We start from the raw sequence: 15,885 nt of genomic DNA, 5'->3' as shown, positions 1-15,885 counted from the left end.
GCCATGGCGGAAAAAAAGCGCGGCGGGAACGAGCCGGAACCCCGGCCCATCATCGTCAAGAAAATCATCGTCGAAGGGCATGGCGGCCATCATGGCGGCGCCTGGAAAGTCGCCTATGCCGATTTCGTGACGGCAATGATGGCCTTCTTCCTGCTGATGTGGCTGCTGGGTGCGACCACCGAAAAGCAGCGCAAGGGGCTGGCCGACTATTTCACGCCCACTTTAGTGCAGATGAAGGAAAACTCCGCCGGGTCGAACGGCCTGTTCGGTGGCGACAGCATGATGGCGAAGGAAAGCTATCCGACCACGGGTGGTCAGGGCAATCTGGCCATCACCATTCCGCGCGATTCCAGCGGGACGAAGGATCAGGGCGGCAAGGCGATGAAAGCCGCCGACCGCCAGAAATTCGAATCGATCAAGAAGGAACTGGAAGCCCGCATGGCGCGGCAAAAGGGGATGGCGAAGCTGCGCAAGAATGTGCGCTTCACCGAAACCCGTGAAGGGTTGCGCATCGACCTGATCGACGAAGCGGATTTCGCGATGTTCGCGATGGGGACCGACCGGCTGGTGCCGCAGGCCCGCGCGCTGATCGGCGAAGTCGCCACCGTGCTGCAAACCATGCCCAACCCGCTGATCGTGCGGGGCCATACCGATGGCCTGCCCTATGCGTCGGGGCGGACCATGAACAACTGGCTGCTATCGTCCACCCGCGCCGAAGCGACGCGACAGGCGCTGAGCCAATCCGGCATCGGCAACGCCCGCTTTGCCCGGATCGAGGGCGTGGCCGACCGCGAACCGTTCATCAAGGGTGACAGTTACGATCCGCGCAACCGGCGCATGTCGATCATCCTGGGCTGGACCCGTGGCGGCAGCAGCGGCGAGGATGAAGGCGACGACGCCGAAACCAAGGCCGCGATCAGGGAACGCGACGACCCGATGCATGTGGCCCGGTCCGAAGCCAAGGCGCTCGACATGGGCGGCACCGGCCTGCCCTCCGGCGTGGAGCTGCTCAATCCCGGCGCGAAAGGCACGTCGGCCAAGCCCGGCAAGCATTGAGTGGGTGTTTCCCCTCTCGCGAGCGGGAGGGGCAGCGAGACTTATGCGCGCAGCGCATTAGTCGCAGCGGGGTGGGCAATCGCACCGTCCGGCCCACCCCCTAACCCCCTCCCGTAAACGGGAGGGGGAACAACCACGCCCTTCACACCGGCAGCACGAGGCTCGCTTCCAGTCCGCCTTCCGGGCGGTTCGTCAGGCGCAGTTCGCCCTGATGTTCGGCCATGATCGCGCGGACGAGCGCAAGGCCAAGGCCCGCCCCGCCCGTCTCACGATTGCGTGATCCTTCCAGGCGCGTGAAGGGTTCGAGCATTTCGGCCATCCGGTCCTGCGCAATGCCCGGCCCGTCATCGGCCACGATGATGCGGATCGTGCCGTCGCCATGCACCACCGACACATGCGCCCGATCGCCATAGACGACGGCGTTTTCGATGAGGTTGCGCACCGCGCGGCGGATCTGCTGGGGGCGGACGAAGGCGACGGCGCGGTCGCTGTCGGTCATGTCGACGGGCGACCCCAGTTCGATGAAATCTTCCACCACCGCGTCGGCCAGGCTCGCCAGATCGACCTTCTGTGCCGCTTCCGTGCTGCGCCCGGCGCGGGCGAGCGAGAGGATATCCTCCAGCATCCGGTTCATTTCGTCGATCGTTTCGGACATGCGCGCGCGCTCTGCATCATCCTCGACCGATTCGGCGCGCACCCGCAACGACGCCAGCGGCGTGCGCAGGTCGTGGCCGATCGCGCCCAGCATCCGGTCTTTCTCATCCAGCATCGCGATGATGCGCGCGCGCATGGCGTTGAACGCCATGGTGAGGTCACGCACGTCGCCCGGCCCGCGTTCGTCCACCGCATCGGCCGCGCCGGTGCGGGCAAATTGCTGCGCCGACCCGGTCAGTTGCTTCAATGGCCGCGCCAGCCGCCGCCCGACCCACAACAGCGGCAACAATACGATGACATAGAGGATCAGCGTCTGGCCGATCAGCCAGCCGCCATAGCGCGGCGCGCGGTTGCCGGTGCGCGCCTGCGCCACCACCCATTTGCCCGTTTCATATTCCGCCGCCAGCGTGAGCGCCGCGACGCGATGGTCATGGGGCCGTGCGCCATCGGCGCGAATCCGCATCCTTTCCCAGCGGCGCATGGGCATCACCGCATCCTGCTGCACCACGCGCACGGTCAGGATGGTGAGGCCGATATCCTCGAACATGGCCGTCGCGCGCTTTTCGATGTCCGGGCGCGGCTGTCCTTCGAGCGGGGGCGCGCCCTGCACGAAGCGCGCGCGCATCCGGTCGGGACCGGGGCGGTCGGGGCGGTTGTCGAGCGCATCGACCACGCGATAGACCGCAGGCGCGGTCTGGGCCGTCAGCTCCAGCCGGACCCGTTCGCGATAGAGCAGAGCGAAATTGATCGCCTGCGCCACGAACAGCGCCAGCGCGACGAGCAGGATGATCTGGCCGACCAGGCTTTGCGGCCACAAGCGAAACCGCTTCACAGTTTGCGGACTTCCGCCGACAATGTGTAGCCGCCGCCCCACACGGTCTTGATCAGCGTCGGGTTCTTGGGGTCCGGCTCGATCTTCTTGCGCAAACGGCTGATCTGGTTGTCGATCGCCCGGTCGAACGCATTGGCTTCGCGCCCCTGCGTGATGTCGAGCAACTGGTCGCGGCTCAACACCGAATTGGGGCGCGTGGCAAAGGCCAGCATCAGATTATATTCGGCGGTCGACAGCGGCAGCGACACGCCCTCTGAGTCCACCAGCGTGCGTTCCTGCGTCTTGAGGAGCCAGCCGGCAAAGCTGTAATTCGCGCCATCGGGCGCGGTGACGCGCTGACCGCCAGTCGCGACGCGGCGGAAGATCACCTTGATACGGGCGACCAGTTCGCGCGGAGAAAAGGGTTTCAGCACATAATCGTCCGCGCCCATTTCAAGCCCGACGATGCGGTCGGTTTCTTCGGTGCGGGCGGTCAGCAGGATGACCGGAATCTCGCTCGTTTCGCGGATATGGCGGCACAGCGACAGCCCGTCCTCGCCCGGCATCATGATGTCGAGGATCACCATGTCGATCGCATTGGCGTTCAGCCGCACCCGCGCATCCGCCGCACTGTCCACGGCAGTCACGCGAAAGCCGTTGCGGGAGAGATACTGCGCCAGCGGCTCGCGGATCGAACGCTCGTCATCGACGAGCAGGAGATGGGGTTTATCGCTCATTGCGCCTGTCTGTCACGGCTGAAGAAAGGTTGGAAGGGCGAAGGCAAGGGGGCAGCCTTCGCCCTTCCAGTTATGCGCGGCCCGGTTCAGGGATCGGGGGGATGATCGGGCCGGGCCGCGAACGGGAGAGCAGGATCAACCTGCGGGCGGCGGGGGAGCCTTGCGGTCCTTCCACGCGCCGCGCATCGCTTCACGGCCTGCCTTCATTTCCTCGGCGCTCACGCTGCCATCCTTGTTGGTGTCGGCCTTGGCAAACATCGCCAGCGGTCCGGCCATGAACTCGGCCTTGGTGACGGTGCCGTCCTTGTTCGCTTCGCCGCGCGGACCGCCCATCATCATGCCGCCCTTGCCGGGACCGCGATGATGGCGACGTCCGCCCCAGCCGCGCCCTTCGCGCTCACCGGGCTTGCCCGCTTCGGCGCGGCGTTCGGCGCGCTTGTCGGCGCGGGCTTCATGGGCGGCTGTGAACTCCGTTTTGCTGACCTGACCATTTTTGTCGGCGTCCAGCCTGGCAAAGCGATTGTCCATCCGCTGAGCCTTCATCGCATCGCGATCCTGCTGGGTCAGCTTGCCGTCCTTGTCGACGTCCATCTTCGCAAAGCGGCCTTCGAGCGCGGCGGTCAGTTCCGCCTTGCTGATCTTGCCGTCCTGGTTCGTGTCGGCCTGTTGCATCATGCCGCCACGCGGGCCGGGAGCAGCGCCGGGACCGGGCTGGGCAAAGGCGAGGTGCGATGCGGCAAGGCCACCGACGAACAACGAACCCAGCGCCACCGTGCCGAAAAATTTGCGGATCATGTCCTGTTTCCTTCCAAGTGTCTGTCACGAACGGCGTCGCCGTCCTTGAAGATGCTTATCGGCCAGACTTGTCCTGCAACTGTGTCAGCGCAACGGGGAAACTGTCGCAATTTGTAACCTGCATCCGTCATGCCAGCGAATGCTGGCATGACGGATGGGGCTTACCGATCCCGCCGCCCCAGCAACCGCAGGCGCAGGGCATTCAGTTTGATGAAGCCTGCCGCGTCGCGCTGGTCATAGGCACCGGCGTCATCCTCGAACGTCACGACCTTTTCGCTGTAGAGCGAATAAGGCGATTTGCGCCCGACGATATAGACTCCGCCTTTGTACAGCTTGAGCCGGACCGTGCCGGTGACCTTTTCCTGGCTATGGTCGATCGCGGCCTGCAACATCTCGCGCTCTGGCGAGAACCAGAAGCCGTTGTAGATCAGCTCGGCATATTTGGGAGCCAGTTCATCCTTCAGATGCGCCGCGCCGCGATCCAGCGTCACCTGCTCGATGCCGCGATGGGCCAGATGATAGATGGTGCCGCCCGGCGTTTCATACATGCCGCGCGACTTCATGCCCACGAAGCGGTTTTCGACCAGATCGAGCCGGCCAATGCCATGTTTGCGGCCATATTCGTTGAGCGTTTCGAGCAACGTCGCGGGCGACATGCCCACGCCATTGATCGCCACGCCATCGCCGCGTTCGAAATCGATGGTGATATATTCGGGCGCGTCGGGCGCGTCCTCCGGGTTGACGGTGCGCGAATAGACATAGTCGGGGACTTCATCCCACGGATCTTCCAGCACTTTGCCCTCGGACGAGGTGTGCAGCATGTTCGCATCGGTCGAGAAAGGCGATTCGCCGCGCTTGTCCTTGGCGATGGGAATCTGGTTTTGTTCGGCAAATTCGATCAGTCGGGTGCGGCTGGTCAGATCCCATTCGCGCCAGGGCGCAATCACCTTGATGTCGGGTGACAGGGCATAATAGCCCAATTCGAAGCGGACCTGATCATTCCCCTTGCCAGTCGCGCCGTGCGATACGGCGTCGGCCCCTACCATTTTCGCGATTTCGATCTGGCGCTTGGCGATCAGCGGCCGGGCGATCGACGTGCCGAGCAGATACAGCCCTTCATACAGCGCATTGCTGCGCATCATCGGGAATACATAGTCCTTCACGAATTCTTCGCGCAGGTCGTCGATGAAGATATGTTCTTCCTTGACCCCCATCAGCCGCGCCTTGGCCCGTGCGGGTTCCAGTTCTTCACCCTGCCCCAGATCGGCCGTGAAGGTCACGACTTCGCACTGATAGGTTTGTTGCAGCCATTTCAGGATCACGCTGGTGTCGAGGCCACCGGAAAAGGCAAGGACGATGCGGTTGATCTTGTCTGACATGATGAAGCGACTCTTTCGCAAGGTGAGGGCGCGGATATGCGCGCGCCGGTATCAGTCAGGGGGTAAAAGCGCAACCGGATCAGCGCAAGAAGCCGGATGTCCCGACAAGAAGGGGACGCAGGCACCAAGGCTTGCGTCCCCTTCGGAGTCATTGGGCGCGGATTGCGCAGCGGCCTAGCTGGTGCGTGGACGCAACAGGCCCGGACGGGCGACTTCCCCGCCGAAGCGGTAGACGGTCTGGCTGCGGTCCATCGCGGGCGCGGGCGTTGCAATTTGTGCCTGACTTTGCGCCTGCGTCATCACCGGCGCATGACCGGCCTCCCGCTGCGCCAGCAATATGCGGGCGCGGCGCAGACGCTTGGCATGGGTGAGGAACGGATTATCCTCGCTCGGCGGCGCAGCGACCATTGCGGCCAGCGTGGCATCTTCATGCGACGCGGACGGAGCGGTAGCAAAGGCGGGGCGCGCAACCGGAACCACCACGGGCGCAGCTACGACGGGCGTAACTCCGACAGGTGCAACTGCGGGTTCGATGAAGGTTTCGCGTTCCTCGATCGCTTCTGTCGGACGGCGGCGGCGCGCCATGGCAGCGCCGCCAAGGCCCAGCAGCAGCAGCGCCGATCCACCCATGGCCCACAGCAGGGCATCGTCGGTGCGTGCGACCGCCTGACTTACCGGCGCGGGTGCAGCTTCCGTCACGGCGGGTGCTGGCGCGACGACAGGTTCGGGCGCAACAACGGGTGACGGCGTCACGGGCATCGCTGCAATCGGTGCGGCAACGGCTGCAACGGGCGCAGCCATGCGTTCGACGGCACGGGGGCGGACGACGCGGGGCGCTACAGGCGCAGCCGCTTTCGTGGCTGCTTCGGCCTCTGCCGCTGCAATGGATGCGGCGCGGCGGTCTTCGACCGAAGCCGTCTGCTGCACGACCGGCTGGCTAACCGCGAACGCAGGTGCCGTCGGCGATGCGACCGTCGGCGCGGGCGTATCCGGCACGGCGGGCGCGATGGTCGGCGCTATCGTGGGCGGCGCGGCGACCTGCGCCAGCACAGGGGTTGCACTCAAAGCCAGAACAGCGGCGATCGCGGCCCTGGCGGGGCGGATATTGCGAATATGTTCAGTCATAGTGAAGGATCAACAGTCGAACTGGTCAATCGACTGCAACACCTTGTCATATTTCGCGACGAATGGTTGGCAAGGAGCGATGGAACGATCAAGATTAATGATCATTCATTTTCAGATGAATGTCATATTTACAGATAGCGCCATAATTTCTTATTCAGGCTGCCGATCATCTTCACCGCGACTTTCCCGGAAAGCCCCATCGACGATCAAAGCCTGCTTTTCCTTCGCCGCTTCATCGGCCAGACGCTGCGTCTTGCTGCGCCCGAATTTAGCGCGATTGGCGTCCGCCATGCGTGCCTTGTCCGCCCTGCCCCTGGCCTTGCGCGCTTGCGTCAAATTGACGACATCACCCATTTGCCTGCCCTTCCCTGTCCATCCCGCCCGATCATTGCTTCATAATTGCGACAATGGCGTCTTGCCAAGCGCCGCCTTCCCCTCCCATGACAGCCCTGTCCCCTTAGTTGCGAGCCGATCCACCCCATGACGAGCATCCACGACGTCGCTGCCCTGGCCCAGGTTTCGATCAAGACGGTATCGCGCGTCGTCAACAAGGCAAGCAATGTCAGCCCCGACCTGCGCGGCCGGGTGCAGGCGGCGATCGACCAATTGGGGTATCGCCCCAACCAGTCGGCACGGCGGCTGGCGGGCGGGCGGTCCTTCATGATCGCCTATCTCTACAGCAATCCCGCACCCGGCTATACCAGCGGCATCCAGTGCGGCGCAGCGGCGCGTTGCCGCGACCTTGGCTATCATCTGGTGGTCGAACCCATATCGCCGAGTGGCGAGGAATGTTTCGAAGTGCTGGACCGACTGGTCGCGGCGCTGCGCCCCGACGGCATATTGCTGGTGCCACCGCTGGCCGATGACGAAGCGCTGCTGGCGCGCATCGCACAGCTTGGCCTGCCCTGCGCGCGCATCGCCGGGTCGGTGGTCGCGGCGGGCTTTACCATCCACACGCCCGAACGCGCCGCCGGGCGCATGGTCGCCGATCATCTGCTGGGCCTTGGCCACCGTCGCATCGGCGTCATCACCCCGCCCGCCTCCCACCGCGCCGCGCTGCGCCGGGTGGAGGGGTTTCGCGACGGACTGACCGCCGCGCAGATCGCGATCGACGAACAATATTTCGTGGGTGGCGACTTCGATTTCGCGTCGGGCATCACCGCTGGCGAAGCGCTGCTGGCCTTGCCTCATCCCCCCAGCGCCATCTTTGCCACCAATGACGACATGGCGTTGGGCGTGCTGACGCTGGCGCATCGCATCGGCCTGCGCGTGCCGGACGATCTGTCCGTGGTCGGCTTTGACGACACCCCCGCCAGCCCCACATCCTGGCCCCCGCTGACGACCGTGCGCCAGCCGTTGGAGGATATGGGCCGATCCGTCATCGACGCGCTGGCCAACGGCCCGATCGAAGCGCCCGAATTCCTGTTCACCCTGATCGAACGCGGCAGTTCCGGGCCGGTGTGAATAGCCTGGGTCGTGGTGAGGGCTGGAGCGGGTAGCGGGGATCGAACCCGCATCACAAGCTTGGAAGGCTAGTGCTCTACCATTGAGCTATACCCGCATTTCAACGGCCTGGTGCCGTAGAGCCTGATATTCGACCGGGCGTTTTGCGCTTCCGGCCTATCGGACGCTCGCCCAATGCCACGACGATGGCCGCGTCGTCAACATGGTGCGTGCGGATTTTGGCGCGTCGGTGCCGCAGGGCAATCGCAATCCGTTTTAGCGCGGCACCATATAATAAGCGGTATAGCTGCCAAAGCGGTGCTGCTCCCCGATGGCATAGACGCTCTGGAAATCGCGCACCCAGTCGCGATGCGCCGCGTCGGCCAATATCCAGCCCGGCCGACGATAGGCCGTGGCTCCGCGTGCCATATAGTGCAGGATCATTGGGCGCGGCAAAGGCGCGAAATTGGCGATGCTGTTGACCCCGGTCCATGCCGTCCCGCCCGGTCCCCTGGGCATGACGTTGCGGCTGTCGAACAGGACCACCATCCCCGCATTGCGCGCGCGCAGATAGTCCAGGCCCGCGACGCCATCGGGTGGCGTCACGACGGGAATGTCGCCCCGCCGGGGCGTCAGATGCGCCAGCAGCCGATCCGGCCCGACCGTCAGCAATCCGGTCCGCGCAATGCCTTCGCGCCAAGGCCCGAAATTGAATGTCGCCACGAACGCGACCATGGCCGCCAGCGTGACGATGACGAAACCGCCCGCAAAACCGGGCGAAGCATCACCACTGTCCTTCCGGTTCGCGGCGATCGCCAGCAGCAGCAGGACCAGCAGCGGAAAGAGATTGAGGATATTATTGTCGTGGCTGCGGCTGATATAATAGGTTCCGGCCACGACGAAGGCAGTGATGCAGGCATAAAGCGACCGGCCGCGCGCCGAATATCCCTGTCGCGCCAGCAACGGCAGCGCCAGCGCGACCGACGCCAGCGCGATCCAGATCGTGCCTGTGCCATTGACCGGCCGTGTTCCGGGCGGATGCTGGACATAGGCGAAAAAGTCCGTTGCGGTGATGCCGCCTTCCGACACCAGCCATAATGTCAGGACAAGCGCCGACACCCCGATCGCCAGCGCACACGCCCCCTGCGCCACGATGCGCAACAGTGCGACCATGATGCCACGCCCGCCCTGCGCCGCCCCGGCAGCACGCAACGCAAGATAGGGCCACCATAATATCGTGGCGAACAGACCCGCTTCGACCGACCAGAACAGGCTGATCAGCCAGATGCCATGCCCCACCCGGTCACGCGGCGCATCACGATGTTCGGCCCGCAGAATGTGCAGCAACAAGGCAGCGATCGACATGAAGCGCAGCCCCGCGACCGACGGCGTCATTGCTGGCCCGGCAAATTGCACGGGATAGCCGGTCCAGATGAAGCAGGCGCAAAACAGCGCGACCAGCCCCAGCCACCGCAGCCCGCGCGACGCCCCGATGGTCAGGATCAGCACGCACCCGGCAAGCACCGCGAAATAGAGCGCATTGGCGCTGATCGCCGTCCAATATAGCCCGCGCCAGCAATCATTGCCGCACGCCGCTTTCAGCAAAGCGGTCGGGCCAAGCCCATATTGAATCGGAAAGTCGCGATAAGGAACGCCCCCGCCCCGCCATGCTTCCACCGGCGACAGATAGGCGCTCCAGTGATGCCAGGCCGACAGGATCGGGTCGGTCGATTCGAACGGCGCCGTCAAAAGCCCGGCGCCAAGGCCGATGAGGACGCACAGCAGCACCGGCCAGCGCAGGGCAATATCGGGCGAAGGCCGCCCGCCCCGCCGTGCCAGCAGCCCGGCCCACAGCGCCAGCAGGACAAAGATGCTGCCCGCCACCGGACCCAGTTGCAGGTCGGCCGTCCACCATGTCACCGTGACGAACAGCAATATCGCCGCCATCCCGCCCAGCAGCGCGCCCATGCCAAGGCCGATGAGCGGCAACAACAGGAAGGCGCAGAGCAGCAGCACCTTGCCATCGCGCGCGATCGTCAGCGCCAGCGCACCCGCCATCATCACCGCACATATCCCGATCCAGACCGGCGACCAGTGCCGTTCCAGCCGCGCGCCAAGGCAAAGCGACGCATAGGGCGTCAGCAGCACGGTCGCCAGCAGCAGGCCATAGAGCGCGATCAGGGTCAGCGACGATGTCATGGCCGCGCCCCCGCCATGTCCCATCGCCGGTCCCAGCAGGTCGCTGGCGTTGCGCCGCCGACGCGGTCCCTGGGAAGGATGCCGACCGGAAAAGCATCGCGCGCCGCCAGATAGGATGCGTAAGGCACGCCGCTGATCGCCTGCCGCTGCCACGCGCCCGCCAGCGAACAGAGCGGCGGGGGCGACGCGGCGAAGCGGAAAGCGTGCGAGATTTCAACGATGCCCGTCACCGAACCCAACGCCATGATCGCCACCACGGCCATCTTCTGCCCCCGCACGTCCACCCGCCCCGCCCATTGGGCAAAGGCGATAGCGACCAGCGCCAGCGGCATGATGGAACCACGCATCTGGAAATCATTGCTGATGCCCATGGTCCATAGCGGCATGAGCAACAGGCACAGCCCCGCGATCAGGATCGTCACCCGGTCGGTGCCGCCGGTCCGATCACTCAGCAACGGCAGGAGGAAGGGCAGTATTTCGAACAGCAGGATGAGGATATAGCCCAGCAGCGTAGGCGGGCGCAGATGCGCGCCGATGGCCGCTGCGTCCACGGACAGATAGACCAGCGCGGGAACCGCCAGCAGCGCGGCGAACATGGCGATCAGCACATCGCGCGCGCGCCAGTCCTGCGTCGCCAGCACGCGAATGGCCGCGAACACCGCAAAGGGCAGCGCGCCGAACAGGATGAGCGGCGACCAGAGCGCGACCAGCGGCAGGCTGGCGGCGAACAGGCCGACCGGCGCGCGCCCGGTGCGCCACAACAGATAGAATAGCGCCACGGTCCATCCCGCCAGCGCATGTTGCGGCGCCCAGAAAAGCTGGGTGATATGGGCGCTATACTGATAATTGCTGGCCCAGCGTTCGATATGGTTCCAGTTCGCGTCCCCGGTCGCCGCCTCTGCCAGAACCACGCCCAATATGTCGAACCCGCTGAACATCACGAATATGACCAGCGCGATCAGCCGCGCGCGCGCGCCGTCGAACAGGACCGCCCCCTGCGCCAGCAACAGGCCAAGGATCAGCCCGTTATGCGCCAGCAGCGTCCAGTCGCGCCCCATCTGGCTGGCCCCGCCCAACAGCGCGGGGACCAGATAGATGCCGACCGGCGCGCGCAAAAGCTGCTCTTTCCCATCGATCCCATAGGCAAAGGGCCAGCGATGATTGCCCATGTCGGCCAGCACCGCATCGCGAATCTGCCAGTCGGGCGGAGCATAGAAAAGACGCCCCTCCCCCCCCAGCATCAACAGGACAAATGCGATCGCAAGGCAGAACAGCAGCGTGCGCAAACTGACCCGCGCCACGCCAGGCATGGCTTTCCAGCACAAAAAGGCCAACGCACCGGGCAAAACCAGCGCTAGCGCCGCGACGACCGGCGGCGACAGGCCCAACAGCGCTAGCAGCGCGATATTGTCAAACGCGAACAGAGCGACCAGCGCCGCCGTCAGCGTGCGCAGGGACACAGATGCGCGTGGGTCAGGATGGGCGTCGACCGATGCGATCTGCCCCGGCGACGGTGTCACGCCGCCTCTGCGTCCAGCTTGCGCTGAAGGGCGTGGACGGGATTATCCACGACGGGAAGGTCGGCGGCGGCAACGGCCTCGTCCATATTGATCCGCTCGCGCTCCACCACCAGCGGGCGCTTGCGCACCTGTGCATGGATCGACGTCACATATTCGCCCAATATCCCCAGAAAGGCGAGTTGCACGCCCGACAGGAAGAAGAGAGCGACGATCAGCGTCATCATGCCGCGCGGGGCCATCGTCGGCCAGATCATGTACAGGCCAACCGACGCCACCGCATAAAGCAGGCACAGCGCCGACATGACGACCCCGGCAAAGGTGCAAAGGCGCATCGGCACGTTGGTAAAGCTGAAAATGCCATTGAGCGCCTGGTCGATCAGGCGCGGCAGGTTATTCTTGGATATGCCCGCGCTGCGCGCCGCCCATGTGTAGGGGACGATGACGCGGCGAAAACCGACCGACGCGATGATGCCGCGAATATAGGGATAATGGTCGTCATGGCTGACCACCGCTTCCCAAACCTTGCGGTCCAGCAGTTGAAATTCGCCGACATTCAATGGAATGTCGATATCGCTCAAATGACGCACGGTGCGATAGAATATGGCGCGGCACGCCCGCAGCGTCAGGCTTTCCTGCCGGTTGACCCGCGCGCCCGCGACCACTTCCACGCCGCTTTCCCACAGCGCCACAAATTCGGGGATCATTTCCGCCGGGTCTTGCAGGTCGGCGGGCAGGAACACGACGACCGCATCCCCGGTCGCGGCGCGCAGGGCGTTGAAATTGGACCGGAACGGGCCGTAATTGCGCGCGTTCAGGATGATCTTGACCGAACGATCGCTCGCCGCCAACGCGCGCAATATATCCTGCGTGCCATCGCTGCTGTCATTGTCGGCGAATATATGTTCGCGGCCATAGCCTTCCAGCGGCGCGCCCGGCGCGAACAGCGCGGCGACTGCGCCATGGCACGCCTCGACATTATCCGCCTCGTTGAAGCAGGGCGTCACGATGGAGATGGTTTTCATGGGGTCTGCTCCGGCAAGGCCGCAAAGACGAAGCGGCGCATGACAAGGAAAGTAAGCGTAAAAATGGGCAGCACGAGCGCCTGCGCCGCCAACGGCCCAAGCCCCGCGCGCATCAGCATGTCGAGCAACAGGATGTTGAGGCCGAACATCACCGCATAGACCAGCAGAAAGCGGGGCAGGCGGCGGACATCATGCGACCGGAAAACGACGCTGGTGGTCAGGAAATTGAACGCGATCCCCGCCAGTCCACCCAGCACGACCGCGACATGGGGCAGCACGCCCAGCAGCACCAGCACGCTATAGGCGCCATAGCCGAACAGCGTGTTGACGCCCCCCGCGACCAGATAACCCCAGAAACGGCGATCGCGCGTCAGGGCCATCATGCCGCCTGCCTCAACGCATCGACCACCGTGATGAGGCCGTCCTCGATTCCGATGCCCGGCGTCCATCCGGTCGCGGCGGTCAGGCGGCTGTTATCCCCTTCCAGATGCATGATCTGGTTGGGAACAAAGGGGATCTCGCCAAATGTCAGCGGCAGGCCCGGATGCGCAATGTCGCGGATCCGTTCGACGATGGAGCGCACCGTCACCGCCCGCCCGCTCGACAGGTTGAACACGCCCTGCGCGCCATCTGTCAGCGCAGCGGCCAATATGCCGCGCGCCGTGTCGTCAATGTGCAGATAATCCCACTTCTGCGTCCCCGCGCTGGTGCGCGGCGTCCGGCCCGCAATGATCTGCGCGGCGACGGACGGGATCAGCCAGTTGGCATTGTCACCGGGACCATAGGGTGAAAACAGCCGCAGCCAGGCAAAGCCGATCCCCGCCTCCGCCGCGCGCTGCCGCGTCAGGTGGAAAGCGGATAATTTGGCCGCCCCATAGAGCAGGAAGGGCGTCGTCGCTGCATCTTCGTCGATGCGCCGGTCGTGGCGGCCATATTCGGCCTGGCTGCCGATGCCGATGAAGCGGCTGGCTCCCGCCGCGATCGCTTCGTCCAGCAGCGCTACGGTCGTGCGGATATTGTCGAGTTGCACATCGCCTGCCCGGTTGGGACCGCCCACGCCTTCCCAGGCGGAATGGATCACGATATCGGGCCGCGCCTGCATGGCATCACGCACCGCCGCGCGATCAGCCAGATCGGCGACCGCTATGGCGCAACTGCGGGCAAGCGCCACGACGCGCGGGGCATCAGGGTTGCGGACCAATAGGGTAACGTCATGCCCTTCCCGCGCGGCAAGATCGGCAACCGCGGCACCGACGAAGCCACTCGCTCCAGTGACAAGGATGCGGCTCATGCCGACACCAGAGCGATGAAATCATCCGCCTGAGCGCGGGTCGCCCGGCGCTTGTCGTCCGCCCGATACCAGTCGGCAGTCATCGCCAGCGCACGTTCGAGCGACAGGCGCGAACGCCAGCCCAGCGCATCGGCGGCAGCGGTCGAATCCAGCGTCAGCATGGCCGCTTCATGCGGATGGTCGCCCGGCTGTCTTTCCCACGGATGCGTCGCGCCCCATTGGTCCGCCAGCCTGTCGATGACATCGCGCACGCTGGCCATATGTGCAGGGGCCGGACCGAAGTTCCAGCCGCGCGCAAATCGAACAGGGTCGCGTGCCAGCTGCTCCGCCAGCAGCAGATAGCCGGTCAGCGGTTCCAGCACATGCTGCCACGGGCGCACCGCGTCGGGATTGCGAATTTGGAGCGGGCGTCCGGCGGAAAAGGCACGGATCGCGTCGGGGACCAGCCGGTCGGCGGACCAGTCACCCCCGCCGATGACATTGCCCGCCCGCGCGGTGGCCAGTCCGACGCTCTGCGCGGCAAAGAAACTGTCGCGCCAACACGCGCTCACCAGTTCGGCGCACGCCTTGCTGTTGGAATAGGGGTCATGCCCGCCCAGCGGCGCATCTTCGCGATAACCTTCCACCCGGCCGTCATTGGCATAGCATTTGTCGGTCGTGACCGAAATGATCGTGCGCACCGATGGCGTGTTGCGACACGCTTCCAGCACATGGGCCGTCCCCATGACGTTGGACGCAAAGGTGCCGATCGGATCGGCATAGGACAGGCGCACCAGCGGCTGCGCCGCCAGATGCAGCACGATGTCCGGTTGCGCGCGCGCGACGATCGCCGCGACTGCATCGCCATCGCGAATGTCCGCGATATGATGGTCGCATAGCGACGCGCCCTTTATCAGGGTGAACATCGACGGATCGGTATCGGGTTCCAGCGCCAGGCCCGTGACTCGCGCACCCAGCAGGTCGAGCAGGACGAGCAGCCAGCTGCCCTTGAAGCCGGTATGGCCCGTCACCAGCACGCGCCGCCCCGCCCAGAAAGCCGGGTCGGGCGCAGCGGGATGCGATCCGTATGTCAGTGCCAGCTTTTCCATGGTGCCTCGTGCCGCTCCCACATGCCTTCGAGCATCTGCCGGTCGCGCAGCGTGTCCATTGGCTGCCAAAAGCCGTTATGGAAGAAAGACCGAAGCTCCCCGTCAGCGGCAAGCCCTTCGAGCGGCTCGCGCTCCCAAGTGCAACCATCTGATTTATCGAGATAGTTTTCGATTTCCCGGTTCAGGACGAAGAAGCCGCCATTGATCCAGCCGCCTTCTTCCACTGGCTTTTCGGCAAAGGCCGCAACCCGGTCCCCATCCAGATCCAGCAGGCCATAACGGCTGGCCGGGCGCACCGCCGTAACGGTCGCCTTGCGGCCATGCCCGCGATGGAAGGCGATCGCGGCGCCTATGTCCACGTCGCTGACGCCATCGCCATAGGTCAGGCAGAAATCCTGGTCATCGCCCAGATATTGCATCGCCTGCCGCAGCCGACCGCCGGTCATCGTTTCCGCGCCGGTGTCGATCAGCGAAATCTTCCAGTCCTCGCACGCATTGCGATGCACATTCGTCGTGCCGGTGCGCAGGTCGATGGTCACGTCCGACATGTGGAGCGCGTAGTTGAAGAAATATTCCTTGATCATGTATCCCTTGTAGCCAAGGCACACGATGAATTCGGTCACGCCATGCTGGGCGTATATCTTCATGATATGCCACAGGATCGGCTTGCCGCCGATCTCCACCATGGGCTTGGGCCGGACCGATGTTTCTTCGGCCAGACGGGTGCCTAAGCCCCCTGCAAGGATGATCGCTTTCATGGACCCA

The 15,885-nt window shown here is 64.6% G+C and carries 15 protein-coding genes and 1 tRNA gene; 2 read left to right on the top strand and 14 right to left on the bottom strand.

Annotated features, from left to right (window positions below; all coding sequences use genetic code 11):
• Nucleotides 1-3 precede the first annotated feature (3 nt).
• On the top strand, nucleotides 4-1,056 hold the full coding sequence (locus SPBM01_RS20845) for a flagellar motor protein MotB (RefSeq protein WP_188063346.1): 1,053 nt from the start codon (nucleotides 4-6) through the stop codon (nucleotides 1,054-1,056).
• 142 nt (nucleotides 1,057-1,198) lie between these two features.
• Here SPBM01_RS20845 and SPBM01_RS20840 read toward each other — a convergent pair whose 3' ends face one another.
• The 6 genes from SPBM01_RS20840 to SPBM01_RS20815 all read right to left on the bottom strand — a co-directional run bounded on the left by SPBM01_RS20840 (nucleotide 1,199) and on the right by SPBM01_RS20815 (nucleotide 6,911).
• Nucleotides 1,199-2,542, bottom strand: a complete 1,344-nt coding sequence (locus tag SPBM01_RS20840) for an ATP-binding protein (RefSeq protein WP_188063345.1) — start codon at nucleotides 2,540-2,542, stop codon at nucleotides 1,199-1,201.
• On the bottom strand, nucleotides 2,539-3,258 hold the full coding sequence (locus SPBM01_RS20835) for a response regulator (protein ID WP_188063344.1): 720 nt from the start codon (nucleotides 3,256-3,258) through the stop codon (nucleotides 2,539-2,541). The genes SPBM01_RS20840 and SPBM01_RS20835 overlap by 4 nt, the downstream gene beginning before the upstream one ends.
• A 135-nt stretch (nucleotides 3,259-3,393) precedes the next feature.
• Nucleotides 3,394-4,053: an EF-hand domain-containing protein gene (locus tag SPBM01_RS20830; protein WP_188063343.1), complete on the bottom strand. Its 660-nt coding sequence runs from the start codon at nucleotides 4,051-4,053 to the stop codon at nucleotides 3,394-3,396.
• Nucleotides 4,054-4,214: 161 nt separating this feature from the next.
• Entirely contained in the window at nucleotides 4,215-5,432 is a 1,218-nt protein-coding gene (locus SPBM01_RS20825) for an argininosuccinate synthase (protein WP_188063342.1), read from the bottom strand.
• 174 nt (nucleotides 5,433-5,606) lie between these two features.
• Entirely contained in the window at nucleotides 5,607-6,557 is a 951-nt protein-coding gene (locus SPBM01_RS20820) for a hypothetical protein (protein WP_262504283.1), read from the bottom strand.
• A gap of 150 nt (nucleotides 6,558-6,707) precedes the next feature.
• The gene (locus SPBM01_RS20815; RefSeq protein WP_188063341.1) at nucleotides 6,708-6,911 is read right to left on the bottom strand and encodes a DUF4169 family protein; all 204 of its coding nucleotides are present in this window, start codon (nucleotides 6,909-6,911) and stop codon (nucleotides 6,708-6,710) included.
• 126 nt (nucleotides 6,912-7,037) lie between these two features.
• On the opposite strand from SPBM01_RS20815, the gene SPBM01_RS20810 reads away from it, so the two are divergent.
• A complete protein-coding gene (locus tag SPBM01_RS20810) occupies nucleotides 7,038-8,021 on the top strand; it encodes a LacI family DNA-binding transcriptional regulator (protein WP_188063340.1) in 984 nt (327 codons plus the stop codon).
• Between the two features lie 23 nt (nucleotides 8,022-8,044).
• Here SPBM01_RS20810 and SPBM01_RS20805 read toward each other — a convergent pair.
• From SPBM01_RS20805 to rfbF, 8 genes are all read right to left on the bottom strand, one after another.
• Nucleotides 8,045-8,118: transfer RNA gene (locus SPBM01_RS20805), tRNA-Gly, on the bottom strand.
• A 158-nt stretch (nucleotides 8,119-8,276) separates the two neighbouring features.
• Complete coding sequence (locus SPBM01_RS20800) at nucleotides 8,277-10,199, bottom strand: hypothetical protein (protein ID WP_188063339.1); 1,923 nt, start codon at nucleotides 10,197-10,199, stop codon at nucleotides 8,277-8,279.
• Nucleotides 10,196-11,719 carry a hypothetical protein gene (locus SPBM01_RS20795; protein ID WP_188063338.1) on the bottom strand — a complete coding sequence of 508 codons (1,524 nt, stop codon included), beginning with the start codon at nucleotides 11,717-11,719 and terminating at the stop codon, nucleotides 10,196-10,198. Before SPBM01_RS20795 ends, SPBM01_RS20800 begins: the two co-directional genes overlap by 4 nt.
• Nucleotides 11,716-12,741 (bottom strand): glycosyltransferase family 2 protein, encoded by a 1,026-nt coding sequence (locus tag SPBM01_RS20790; RefSeq protein WP_188063337.1) that lies wholly within the window; start codon nucleotides 12,739-12,741, stop codon nucleotides 11,716-11,718. Before SPBM01_RS20790 ends, SPBM01_RS20795 begins: the two co-directional genes overlap by 4 nt.
• The gene (locus SPBM01_RS20785) at nucleotides 12,738-13,124 is read right to left on the bottom strand and encodes a GtrA family protein (protein WP_188063336.1); all 387 of its coding nucleotides are present in this window, start codon (nucleotides 13,122-13,124) and stop codon (nucleotides 12,738-12,740) included. Before SPBM01_RS20785 ends, SPBM01_RS20790 begins: the two co-directional genes overlap by 4 nt.
• The gene (locus tag SPBM01_RS20780; protein ID WP_188063335.1) at nucleotides 13,121-14,032 is read right to left on the bottom strand and encodes an NAD-dependent epimerase/dehydratase family protein; all 912 of its coding nucleotides are present in this window, start codon (nucleotides 14,030-14,032) and stop codon (nucleotides 13,121-13,123) included. Before SPBM01_RS20780 ends, SPBM01_RS20785 begins: the two co-directional genes overlap by 4 nt.
• Nucleotides 14,029-15,120 carry a CDP-glucose 4,6-dehydratase gene (rfbG, locus tag SPBM01_RS20775; protein WP_188063334.1) on the bottom strand — a complete coding sequence of 364 codons (1,092 nt, stop codon included), beginning with the start codon at nucleotides 15,118-15,120 and terminating at the stop codon, nucleotides 14,029-14,031. Before rfbG ends, SPBM01_RS20780 begins: the two co-directional genes overlap by 4 nt.
• The gene (rfbF, locus tag SPBM01_RS20770) at nucleotides 15,102-15,878 is read right to left on the bottom strand and encodes a glucose-1-phosphate cytidylyltransferase (protein WP_188063333.1); all 777 of its coding nucleotides are present in this window, start codon (nucleotides 15,876-15,878) and stop codon (nucleotides 15,102-15,104) included. The genes rfbG and rfbF overlap by 19 nt, the downstream gene beginning before the upstream one ends.
• Between the last annotated feature and the right edge of the window lie 7 nt (nucleotides 15,879-15,885).

Origin of the sequence: Sphingobium sp. KCTC 72723 (assembly GCF_014280435.1) — a bacterium.
Classification (GTDB): domain Bacteria; phylum Pseudomonadota; class Alphaproteobacteria; order Sphingomonadales; family Sphingomonadaceae; genus Sphingobium.
The sequence above is the reverse complement of the archived record's forward strand: the minus strand, read 5'-3'. Positions and strand labels throughout refer to the sequence as shown.

What these genes read in the sequence shown, in the direction of transcription:
- SPBM01_RS20845 (WP_188063346.1), top strand. Translation starts at nt 4, where the DNA reads ATGGCGGAAAAAAAGCGCGGCGGGAACGAGCCGGAACCCCGGCCCATC.
- SPBM01_RS20835 (WP_188063344.1), bottom strand. Translation starts at nt 3,258, where the DNA reads ATGAGCGATAAACCCCATCTCCTGCTCGTCGATGACGAGCGTTCGATC.
- SPBM01_RS20830 (WP_188063343.1), bottom strand. Translation starts at nt 4,053, where the DNA reads ATGATCCGCAAATTTTTCGGCACGGTGGCGCTGGGTTCGTTGTTCGTC.
- SPBM01_RS20825 (WP_188063342.1), bottom strand. Translation starts at nt 5,432, where the DNA reads ATGTCAGACAAGATCAACCGCATCGTCCTTGCCTTTTCCGGTGGCCTC.
- SPBM01_RS20820 (WP_262504283.1), bottom strand. Translation starts at nt 6,557, where the DNA reads ATGACTGAACATATTCGCAATATCCGCCCCGCCAGGGCCGCGATCGCC.
- SPBM01_RS20815 (WP_188063341.1), bottom strand. Translation starts at nt 6,911, where the DNA reads ATGGGTGATGTCGTCAATTTGACGCAAGCGCGCAAGGCCAGGGGCAGG.
- SPBM01_RS20810 (WP_188063340.1), top strand. Translation starts at nt 7,038, where the DNA reads ATGACGAGCATCCACGACGTCGCTGCCCTGGCCCAGGTTTCGATCAAG.
- SPBM01_RS20800 (WP_188063339.1), bottom strand. Translation starts at nt 10,199, where the DNA reads ATGACATCGTCGCTGACCCTGATCGCGCTCTATGGCCTGCTGCTGGCG.
- SPBM01_RS20790 (WP_188063337.1), bottom strand. Translation starts at nt 12,741, where the DNA reads ATGAAAACCATCTCCATCGTGACGCCCTGCTTCAACGAGGCGGATAAT.
- SPBM01_RS20785 (WP_188063336.1), bottom strand. Translation starts at nt 13,124, where the DNA reads ATGATGGCCCTGACGCGCGATCGCCGTTTCTGGGGTTATCTGGTCGCG.
- SPBM01_RS20780 (WP_188063335.1), bottom strand. Translation starts at nt 14,032, where the DNA reads ATGAGCCGCATCCTTGTCACTGGAGCGAGTGGCTTCGTCGGTGCCGCG.
- rfbG (WP_188063334.1), bottom strand. Translation starts at nt 15,120, where the DNA reads ATGGAAAAGCTGGCACTGACATACGGATCGCATCCCGCTGCGCCCGAC.
- rfbF (WP_188063333.1), bottom strand. Translation starts at nt 15,878, where the DNA reads ATGAAAGCGATCATCCTTGCAGGGGGCTTAGGCACCCGTCTGGCCGAA.